Origin of the sequence: Pseudoalteromonas sp. J010, from assembly GCF_003934235.1 — a bacterium.
In the GTDB taxonomy this organism is placed as follows: domain Bacteria; phylum Pseudomonadota; class Gammaproteobacteria; order Enterobacterales; family Alteromonadaceae; genus Pseudoalteromonas; species Pseudoalteromonas peptidolytica.
Window position 1 is genome coordinate 22,807 of the sequence record NZ_RDBW01000048.1, and the last position, 11,504, is coordinate 34,310.

7 protein-coding genes are annotated in these 11,504 nt (G+C 40.1%); all 7 read right to left on the reverse strand.

Annotated features, from left to right (window positions below; translation table 11 throughout):
- Nucleotides 1-253 precede the first annotated feature (253 nt).
- A complete protein-coding gene (locus tag EAG18_RS20410; RefSeq protein ID WP_125254204.1) occupies nt 254-1,504 on the reverse strand; it encodes an HlyD family efflux transporter periplasmic adaptor subunit in 1,251 nt (416 codons plus the stop codon).
- Nucleotides 1,505-1,639: 135 nt separating this feature from the next.
- The gene (locus EAG18_RS20415; RefSeq protein ID WP_125254205.1) at nt 1,640-2,425 is read right to left on the reverse strand and encodes a 4'-phosphopantetheinyl transferase superfamily protein; all 786 of its coding nucleotides are present in this window, start codon (nt 2,423-2,425) and stop codon (nt 1,640-1,642) included.
- Nucleotides 2,426-2,470: 45 nt separating this feature from the next.
- Entirely contained in the window at nt 2,471-5,758 is a 3,288-nt protein-coding gene (locus EAG18_RS20420) for a hypothetical protein (protein WP_125254206.1), read from the reverse strand.
- A gap of 281 nt (nt 5,759-6,039) precedes the next feature.
- Nucleotides 6,040-6,711 carry a helix-turn-helix transcriptional regulator gene (locus EAG18_RS20425; RefSeq protein WP_275557354.1) on the reverse strand — a complete coding sequence of 224 codons (672 nt, stop codon included), beginning with the start codon at nt 6,709-6,711 and terminating at the stop codon, nt 6,040-6,042.
- A gap of 1,103 nt (nt 6,712-7,814) precedes the next feature.
- Nucleotides 7,815-8,342, reverse strand: coding sequence for a hypothetical protein (locus EAG18_RS20430; RefSeq protein WP_125254208.1), 528 nt, complete (start codon nt 8,340-8,342; stop codon nt 7,815-7,817).
- Nucleotides 8,343-8,626: 284 nt separating this feature from the next.
- On the reverse strand, nt 8,627-8,809 hold the full coding sequence (locus EAG18_RS20435; RefSeq protein WP_125254209.1) for a hypothetical protein: 183 nt from the start codon (nt 8,807-8,809) through the stop codon (nt 8,627-8,629).
- Nucleotides 8,810-9,310: 501 nt separating this feature from the next.
- Nucleotides 9,311-11,446, reverse strand: coding sequence for a winged helix-turn-helix domain-containing protein (locus EAG18_RS20440; protein ID WP_125254210.1), 2,136 nt, complete (start codon nt 11,444-11,446; stop codon nt 9,311-9,313).
- Nucleotides 11,447-11,504: the final 58 nt, after the last annotated feature.

An 11,504-nucleotide genomic window follows, 5' to 3' on the forward strand; every position in this document is an offset into this window, starting at 1 on the left:
ATCGTTCAGCTTTCCCCGCCTCAAAGTAGCGCGCTTAATTAAACAATTTGATATTAATTCAGCCGTGAGTTTGCCAACAGCACATCCAAATCACTCCACCCAACCAAAACGATTGGAGTAAATACTCTATTTATCGACATCAAATCTAGGAACCTCCTTGTCGCAGGGGGTGAGCTTGCCTGGCAAACTCACACCACATATTACTCCTAGTGATTAGATACCACGCATTTATGCACGGTATTTACATCGAACACTAATTCAGTCTAAATGTTTCATATCCTTCGAATCGACTTGGATCAGAGGTGATCACTCGCTCACCTTGACGTAGGCCACTTTCAATCTGAATAAAGCTCATAGATCCATTACCAAATTGCACATGAACTCGCTCAACTAATTCATTGTCAGAGTCCAGCTTATACAAAGTACCTGTGCTATTGGTTTGTGCAAATAGAGGTCGCTCGATAAATAGCGCATCTTCCAACTCAGCAATTTTTATTTCACCATCCACACTTAAATCAGGCCTAGCATCGTCAGGTAAAACGGTAGCAAATTCGATTTCGACTTTCACGTTGCCATTTATGACAGTAGGATCAATACGGGAGACAATCCCTGAGATTTTATTGTTACGAGTATCTATCTCAGCGGTCTGACCTAGCGCAACATTGCGGATCTGAATTTCAGGAATGAGTAACTCTGCAATTAATTGGTCGTGCTGTGCAAGCTTGGCAATGTTGCCCCCCATGGCAAGCTGTTGGCCCGGCTCAATAGGCACCTCAAGCACGACTGCATCCATGCTCGCATAAATATTAAGATCATCAACTTGCTGCTTTATTCGATGAAAGCGATTTTGGGCTTGCTTAGTCTTCGCTTCTTGAGATTTACGCTGCGCTACCATGTTTTCTTTGAGTTTCGCTAATTGTTTTTGACTCAATAGCCAACGCTGCTGAGCCTGATCCATTTCGACACGACGGCTTCTAAAGTCGAGCCTTGATACAGCCCCACTTTCAACTAGCTGACTATGTGCCTCATATACATCAATACTTTTTTCATAATCTAATTTATTGTTTAAGATCAGCCCTTCTTGCTCAAGCAATGTTGTTTCTTGCTGGATTTTCGCCGCGCTTTCTTCTTCGATTAACGCCTCTAACTCCCATTTGGCCTCTTCTAACTCTCTCATCAATTGATGGTTACTCAAGGTCGCGATCAGATCTCCCTTTTTAACCATATCCCCAGCTTTCACTAGCCGCGTTTCAACCTTAGCTTCTGTGCGTGTTGACACCCACATCACTTGATCTGCCACCAGCGTACCTGAGCCTCTAACGGAAACCGTAAATGGCCCTCTTTTCACATCACCAATGATGACGGTATCTCGATTAACAGCAAAATCGGCACTTCCCATAGACCAAAGATATTTACCTAAAAATAGCGATAATATGCCTAAGCCACTATAGATTATGTACTTTTTATAATTCTTATCACTTTTTTTCTCAACACTAATGTCCATTTACCCTCCCCATTTTTTCATCCACCATCGCTGTTTCCTATTGCTAATATTTTCAATATTGTTCTACTGCTGAAGCCACGTTTTTTAAATCCACACCTGGTGTGCAACAACATTAGTTTCATTTCCTGAACCTGCTCAGTTAACTTTTTTAATAAGATCTACTGCTTTCTCCCGTAAACAACCGGCCATGAAGGTAAACACACTGTGGCGGCGAGACTCAAAATGACACCGAAATAGCAAACCTGCATATATTCGCGCCGATAAATCTTCCTTAATACGTAAATCAACGAACTGATGTTGTGTTGAAATCTCCACCACCTCTGCTGCTTCGAAACCAAATATTCTGCCAACGTATGGATAAACAGCCTTATATAAGCTTTCTTTAGCAGAAAAGACTACTGTCAATAATCGCACTAGACTTTCATCATTGCGGTGTAACCGTCGCGCTTCTTGTGGAGTTATAATCATGGAAGTTAAGTTACTTGCCGTTTTCTCACTCATCCAGTTTTCGATATCTGCACCTATATAGTCTAGGTTTTCGCCAAGCCCAGCTATACACACAGCTTGCGAGTTTGTATGAGAAATAGAACCAAGAGATCCCACCGGCCACACTGGTGCCCTTTGCGCATTACTCGCCACATAAGTACTTTTTATCTCTAATGCTCTGAGCGCAGCAGCCGCGCAGAATCGTCCTGCGAGAAACTCAGCAAGGCGCTTATCAATCGCGCCTGCAAGTACATCTGGTTGAGTAATCTCTAATGCTTGAAAAAGATCAGTATGAAAGGCTGGCATATTGTACTCACAAGAAGAAACCACCAAGCGCCCTGCCGATTGCAATGGCAAATGCTCCGTATCGTGAGCTGTAATAAAATGATTAATGTGCTCGACATGTGCACAAATAGCGCTTGATTGCATTAACATTTGCCCCTCCTACTCCTAATTCATCACACTCAATCTTGGCCACCTTTATGCGGCCATAGGATCCGGTGAGTAATGTTGCGGAAGTGGTGTGGTGTCACTGGTATGGTGCAAAAATAAGGACTCGAATACCGACGCAGACAAGTGCTTTTCTATCTCTAAAAACCGCTCTTGCAACGCTTTTAACTGAGGCTCTGATTGTATTTCTAGTGCCTTACACCATGCTTGACATAAAAAAGGTAACGTCTTTTCATACTCTCCTTGTTTGAAGAAAATATCACTTTGCAGCCCAGCGAACATATCAGCGTGTTTATTATTGCCGTCTAGTTGCACCATTTTATCTAATAAGGTTTGTGCACCTACCAGTTCATCTCTGTCGATGCGATTAAGCGTTACACTGAGCATTTGCTGCAACTGCGTACCTTCAGGTGCATCTTGATAAGGGATCTCATTCAGCAAACGGGCCTCACACTCCCTTACTTTTTCGTGATCACCCACTTTGATGTAGCAGGTGATAAGAAACTTTATCGAAGCAATCACTTTTAACCATGCTTGGTAGTCAGTATAAACTTGAGCTGAAAAATGACTAACCTGAATACATGTTTCCCAATCTTGCAGCTTGAGATTGGCATGTTGTAAAAATAAAGACACTTGGTGGAACAATGGCAGTTGAGTCTCTACTAAGTCGTGCTGACAGCTTTCAAACCATTGCATTAATTTTCTATTGTTATCGAACAGCGCTTTACACTCATCTATTGTGGCAATGTCAATGGCAGCATTCGCCAAAACTAACCACGCCATTGTGGTTTCTGACTGAAGGTCTTCCTCTGCTGCAAGTGGATGCTCCGTCAATAGGCTTAACGCCCAGTATTTACTCTCATCAGCAAGACGAAATTGTTGTAATAGCTTATCAAAAGCCAATTTCACAGCAAAAAAGCCATTATAGTCTTGGGCACGCCACAGTACTGCAAAATGTTTTGCCCAATAACGTCGATTCAATAACAAACTATCGCTAAGTAACGGGTTTGACTGTTTTACAACATGCAAACTCGCCACTCGGATCCCTTCGCATAACATCTGACTAAACCACAACCGAATTTGCGCTTCTTCAACCCCTTCAATATGTAGATCAGCTCGTTGATTACGGATAAAACCTGCGCAGTCTGGATCTATTATTCTTCCATGCGGTAACAGTTTGATAAACCCTGAGCACTCTAGTACTTTCAGACCCTCAGATAACTTAGAGTTTGCTTCATTGTACGCACCTAGATACTGTTGAGCGGGAGGAAATTGCTCGTTACGGTCTGTTGCTGTCATCAGTAGCTCGAGCAGTAAGTTTGGCACTTCATTGGATAAAATTAATACTGACTTCAGAAAAGTACTTAGTTTTTGCCACTGCCATTGTTTGAACTGCTCAACTTTGTTTTCAGCAGCCGTGAGATTACTTTGTAATTCCACCACAAGTTCGTCATTGGTATGCTGCGAAAGCATGGGGATCACTTTATTTATTAACCAAGGTAAACCCAAAGTGTGTGACAGTAAGGCGTCTGTAACCTTAGCTTTATCATTAATTTGCCTGGTTTCTGTTATTTGCTTAGCGAGCATATACTGCGATGTACGACACAGTGGTAACACCTCAAAACTTGCAGTGCATTCCAATTTGGGTACTTCAGTGTGATCAGCAAGAAGCACAATATGACCAGCTTTGCTGAGATCGTTTATCACTGTACGCAAGTTGCTTTGCTCTTTGGCTTTATTCACATTATCAAATACAAAGCAAACACGTAACGCAGACATCGCATGCCACACCTCTTTTGCTTTGGATACATCTAATCCGAGCACAGGCGCTATCATTTGCTGCATATCATCTAAGGAATAATCCTCGTCAGAAAAATCAAAATAGAAGCCAAAATCAATTTCGTCTCGATGCGCCCAATACGCACAAGCTAAGTGTGTTACATACGTTTTACCGACCCCGTGTTGTCCGAATAATTGGATCACCTGGCGACTGTGCTCAACATCAGATGGATTACAATGAGCCAACACCTCAAAAGTATGTACTTCACTGACAGGTGAAGTAGCCGGTGGCAACATACTGCGCTTGAATCCAAACAGTTTATTATTGATTTGATGATGATCTGACAAAGAACTATCTAAGGTGTAACCAGTCGCAGCTTGATAAAAATACACGTTATTTTGACTATAGTGTGCAAGGATAGGCCAAGCCTGTGCAGTTTTTGTATGCGTGATTTCATGTTGCAGCTGCTTGCGGGCTTCGGTAATAGCAACATGCAGAGGATGACCTTTAAGGATTTGCGCTACCACATTTTCAAAGCATTGCTTGGCTATCCAAGGGTCGCAAGCCTGTTGCAACATCACCACATTGCCCAGTCCCTCAGAGTGTACGACTTCAGCAACTTTTGCCATCGTTGCCGTATCACAGCCTGATGGGGAAATCAGCAAAACAGGGATATTGTGTTTCACCAACACCGCAACCAACTTTTGTAACTCAACCTTTTCTTCATTCAAGACGATAAAAAGCTGCTCATTCGTATCGCTAGTAATAATCGGACCATCATAATGGTACAGATGTACTGAACCGCGCGCTTTGCCAAGACATTGATCAACACAAAGCAGATCTGTTGCACATGAGACTTCATAATTTACAAACGGATTACTACCAATACCCATCAGCGCGGAGTGCAGTGCATAACTAACACTGTCATGAGTTACCGAATTAGTATGGCTCACTTGATGGACAATATTCAAAGTATCGTTTTCTGTTAGCGCAGGCTTTTCCTTGGGTGCACCATTAAGTGCACTTAGTATCTCTGCATGTTCATTGTTCTGCTCTATTTTTAAGTTAAGTGAGAGGTCAATATCGGTAAATTTATGGTTTTTTATTTCTTTGGGTATCCATTTGCGTTTAAAAGAGCGTGACACTGATGACAGGGTGTATGGGGTATCAAACAGCACTAAGCTTTCCCAAAGCTCAGTAAAAAAACTGATATTATTTGATTCTATTTCAACATCTAGCGAGTCGAAGCCTTGGCTTTGTATAATATCAGTCACTTTCGTACACTGATGCGCTTCCCCCAAAAGAGCTTCGCCAAGTTGCTTACCTGCAACAACTAGGCTATCTAGACTTGATACATATTGAGTGGTATTCACGATAGATGAGAAGTATTTGGCTAAATTCGCTTTCAAGTTACCTGAAAACGGGGAATCAAACGGTTCAGTCGTAAATGATATATGACCATCACCATAATTTAGGGACACGTTTAATTGGTAAGTACCATACTCACTTTCTGAAACATCAACTATCTTCAACAACATACAAATACCTCAAAAATTTTATTTGACCTTCACACGCAGACACCAAGATCTTTGGCTCGTTAAACACCACAACGTAGAGTCTGTGGAGCCTCGAAAGCATTCATTATAGCCAGCTCAAATACACTAATAACCTGTCATAAATACAACACATTTGTAGCAAACCATAAGCGAGAATCATGCAATGAGACTCTTCCAAACAAGCGCTAGACTCACGCGCTAACAATTCAGGGCCATCGCCACTTTTTCGTTAGTTTTTATTAATTAACCTGCGCTGTGGTTAATTAGATTAGGTTTTTCACTATACATTTAACAATTGCTTGTTGGCGGTTAGCACTATCGGTCTTGGTAACACAGTTTGATAAATGAAAGTTTACCGTTCTTTCTGAAATGTCTAGGATCTGGCTTATTTCCCAAGAGGTCTTGCCTTCACTAGCCCACTTTAAGCAATCTTTTTCACGTTTAGTGATATTGATCTGATCGCTTCTGCATCGTAATGCAGCTTCAAGTAAATATGGTGAGAGTAAAGTCCAGTACCAGTCAATGAGATCAATGCTACCGTAAGCATCAAGGTTTTCAGGTACATTAAATATTAGGCCGCCACAAATACCACTGACACCACGTAACGGTAGCAGATATACACCACCGTTTAGCGTCTGATCCATTTGCTTTATCCTATAGCCATGGCGGCAATGTAAGTAGCTAGACTCATTATCGAGCGATGCAATAAGCTCATCACTCAGGTCGCCAAATGTAGACAATGTATATTTTGAAGAAGAAGTTGGATTGTAATCAAGCATACCTAATACAGCATATCCATTTGTTGTCGCTTCATTCTTTAAAAATGAAGTCAACTCAACTCCTGATTGCACCTGTTCTAGCCTCACCATCAACATTTTCAAACCGCCAAAATTTGCGAGTGGGAGTTTCTCATCTAAATTTTTTAAGATATCCATCATTCACCTCAAGAAGCATTTAAGTAAGTTTTTATTGTGTTTATTGTGTTTGTTCCTCGAATTGAATAGTGAGCTCAAAACAGCGGCCTGTCAAAATCATAAAAATAAAAATAAAAGCATATAAAACAGATATATAACCCAACTTATTATGCCTTTATCACTTACTTGTAAATAACGGTATTATCCTGCTAACTATTCAGCTTTGGGGCGATAGACCTATCAACTGTTGTAAAATTAAACATTCTCGATCCCACTAGGTGCCATAATCAAGTGGTACGACCAATATCGCTTTAAACGCTTACAATCCCCTATCAGCAAACTTGCACCAAAGAAGCCTTATTTACGCATTACATTGCCAGCGACCTATTGCATAAGAAAGCGTAAGCACCAGCGACTAACACTCTCTTTTTAAAGGGTAGGTAATAAGGCAAGTGAAAAATAGAGCTTTCACCTAAACGCCCTCACAAGAGTTTGAGGTGTAATATGGATTACAATTGGTGTGATGACCGCGGTGGTATTAATTATGGCTTGCGCCACAGCACTATCTCAACCCGGTAATCATCGCCGTCACATACAGCTCAAGTTGCGATAACTACTTTCTATAGGCAAATCAGAATACTGCGGTTTAGTGGTTTGACATAAGACACTTGTAATGCAGCTAGCTCCAGATTTACCCCTTAAAATTGAGTAAGTATTAAGTCTAATTGGTATAGCATTGGCTTCGGTAAACTCTTGCCAGCCATAAGTGAGGTTATATTAGTGAGAGAAATTAAGAATTATCGGCGGAACGCCTTAGAAAAACCAAGATTAGCTTGTATTTCAATCAGTTAATAACTATAAAATTTCGAGAAGTGGTATTAGCTAGCTTATATTATTAATAACTAATACCTTTCTGACAGCCGGTTGTGATACCAACTACATTGAATTTACTATCAATACGCAGCTCGTGGTGAGTAAATAAATACCCCTTATTTTTGGGAAAAACAAGTAAGTTCACAAAAGCAGAATATGAAAGCGCGGTTTTGTACTTAATTGAGTATACAGCTTTACACGATAACTAGTTTGATACAGCGATGAACATGTCTAACCCAACGCAGTGTACGCTACTTTCGATTGCAAAAGCCTTCGTCATTATGAAGCGTAACATTGCTGGGAAGTAGTTCGTCCACCTTTATATCTGACATCGGCCAATCAAAAGAAACCAGTAAGCTATCGTTATATATATCACTCACAGTAAATTTTATATTCTTAGTCTTGTTGCAAAACCATAAAGAGCTACCAACAGTGTGGTTTTTCGCATGGGAGGTGTAAAAAGAAGCAAATACCTTAGGACTTTTTACCTTAACCATCAACGTCCCCGCGGGTATTACGGCACTACCTGGGGGATCTATCTTGAAGTCTATATACCCAGGACTTTTGGCATCAATTTCTTTTACCAGTGATGTTTTCGCAGAATTATACTTTAGTATCAACTCCCCCTCTTCAACCCTATCACCCAACTTAACAGGTAACTCTAACACAACTCCGTCTTCCATCAGGTAGTAAAAAGTTTCACTAGGGCGAACAATATTTAGATTACCTTCGACCCCTAGTGATAATAAAATTGGTAATGCTAAGCTTAAACTAGCCAACAGATTCTCCTCTATTATTAAGCAACTTAAATACAGCGCTGCTTTGCCCCATTATCGCCACGACATTAAACGATGCGAGAAATTCTGAGCATTCCATAACACGGTAATACTAACTTCCCCGGTTATGGTTACCGTACTTACAGCAAGCAGCTATCTTTTACGCTTTTCCTCAATGAGCTAGCTCCTACTGTTGTTCATTTAGCTAAGCTTGATACTTTAGATACCTAATAACTCATTTAGTAAGTTAATAAGTCAAAATGTGTATTAACTCATTTGGATAATAATTAACACATCACAGTAATACTGGTGTAATCGTCAACACCTCTTCCTTTGTCACCATTTGAAGCAGCCTCATTGCTATTAGTCACGAGGTTAACCGCACCAAAGACTTTATTCGTTTCCATCGCAGAGATTACGTTTTTGTTTGAAAGCTGCTTTAGGTTTTTCTTTTTGATTACTAGTTTCATGGCTCTTTTCCTCGAAGTAGTTATTGTTGTTTTTTAATTTTTTTAAGTTTTTTAAGTTGTGGCGTTTTCCCTGCCAGCCATTAAACAATAGCCAACCTAATTCAACTTTTGAACTTCGAAAATCTTATATCCCCTCCAAATATAAAGAGCTAAAACTTTGATTTGTATTGATATTTTTATATGTTTTTATTCCATAAGGTTTGCAGCACCTAAAAGCGCTCTCTGAATGCGGGCTTTATTTGATAAAAGTCTTTTTTACACAGTGAAAATCAACATATGAGTTGCGTTGATACACGCAAAAATGTTACTCCCCTAAAAAAGTGAAGCAGTTCATGTATGGCATAAGGTTAGAATAAGTCACTCTATTTGACTGAGGGTTTACAGAAAAGTCATGACTGAGGATACAGTGAGTAGTTCAGCCAATGAAATGGCTACGTAACAGTGTGAAACGTTCCACTTAAGTGCAATAAGAATCGACAAATACAAATTTAAAGATAAAGGTTAATGCGACGAGCTGCCATCCACTAGCTGTAACTCAATTAAGTGGTTGCTTTTAGATTGCAACAGATCAAAGTAGAGTATGCCTTTATGGTATTTCAGCGTCTTAATCACATCACGCTCTGACACAGTATGCAGTTTGTCTATCTTGACAGTGTCGTTGTAATGAATAGCGTAAATACTATGGCCATCTGAGTGGTAAATGTGCTGCTCAGCCACAACGATAGAGTGCTGGGTTACCGCTTTGGGCAATGCAATGGCTTCAACGACTCGGCCCAAATTAATATCAAAGAAGGTGAGTTTGTCTTTTGCAGATAGATAAACGTAGATGTTTTCATTCAACTTAGAAAACCATACCACATCTTGCAGCGGTAAGGTTGAAGTTTGCCCGGTCTCAATAGAGTATGTACTAGCGACATTTTTATTCTTTTGCGATACCACATAACCTATAGTGCCATTGCTTAATATGCTGGAAGACAGAATGGTTCCTTGCACATCGAACGAAGAGAGTAATTTCCAAGTCTGCGTATTGTATACTTCTATATGATTCTTAAATTGTAGCAGTAAGGTTTTTGTTTCCGATTGATACTTTGGAATAAAGTGCTCACTTTTAACCAGTCGCTTGGTTAAGTTTTCTATTTCTTTGTTCGTTTCATAAAGTACAAAGTCTGATACTTCAGCTGCGATAATAAAGAAGCCATCGTCTTGGGGCAAAGAGGCTGTATAAATATTTTTAACTGCTGGAAATATAGTATGTGCTAAGCTTTGCGTATCTAGACCCTGTATTTGATGCGTGAACGGATAATCAACCACCAAAAGCTTATCCAGACTCAGCGCTTCATAACTTGAGTAGTAATTGTCGTTTGTTAGTTTTATTCTGTTGACCACTGCCCGCTTGTCTAATGAGTACTCAATGATTACTTTTTGCAAAGGAAGCATCCATATGATGGAATGATTTGCTTTGTTATAGCTAAGTGCCCAAATGCGACTTTCCGACTGATGTAGTTTGACCAAGTTTCCACCATCAACACCGGTCATATATAACTCAGAATATCCAAAGTGCCTTCTCTCAAAGAAAACACTATCCAGTTCATTCTCATAATGCAGAAAGTGATCACCGAACGAGTTTAGGTTGGGTGAAGTGATCTGAAACTCATCGCCAGTAACGAGGTTTCTGCTCACCAAAGCTGATAACTCATCTCTATTTCGATAATTACTTTTAGTATAAACAAACGTATTTGGAGCAACCTCAGCGCCGAATATTGTCCGTAGCTCGCATGAAAATAGAGGTTTGTTTTTTGTCTCAAAATCTCTGCTTATCGTCCAGATCTCACAGCTCTTATTTTTTATATCGAGAACCCGATAAAACAAGTGGCTACCATCAATAGACCACCCCATAGGGAAATAATTAACATCAGCTTCAGCAAAGCGCCGCTCCTGCCCACTACGCAAATCTTTCACGACTAGTGTACTTTTTAGCTTGCCTATCGGGGTAAAAGAAAAAGCGGCATGGCTTTTATCAGGCGATAATTTCAGCATATTGTATTTGCCATTCATCCAAGATAGCACTTTTTCAGAATATAATTTTTCCACTAAAGGCTGCTCCGTAGCGCGCGGTAGCGTACGTTTGGAAAAATACAGTGCAACTAAGATCAATAACAGCAAACAACTAAAAAAGAGTAATACTGGTTTTTTGGATAACCACAACGACTTGCTACGTGAAGTACTTTGAGAAACATTTCCTGGTGTTTTCTCATTGATTATTGGCGAAATATCCGAAGGAGCTGATGTTGAATGATAGATTAGCGAAGGCTCTAAGAAAAAGCTGTAACCTTTGCGATGGTGAGTTTTGACAACTGTGCCCTTCTGACGTTCTGATTTTAGTACCTTACGGAGTTCAGACATTGCGCGGTTAATCGCATTGTCATCAACATAACCTTGGCACCAGACGTCTTCAATTAGATTTTGGCGAGTGATTATTTGGTCATTATTAATTATCAGATAACATAAAATGTTAAATAGTAGTGGCTCTAACTCTCTTTCGACTTCACCATCTGAGATGGTTTGACGCTTTGGATCTAATGACCAAGATCCAAATTTAACTTCTTTAACTTTTCTAGAAAAGCTAACTTCATTCATTAAGCCGATATTCAGTTATGTAATCCTTGGTTTCATTCTATACTACAAGGTGGTGAAA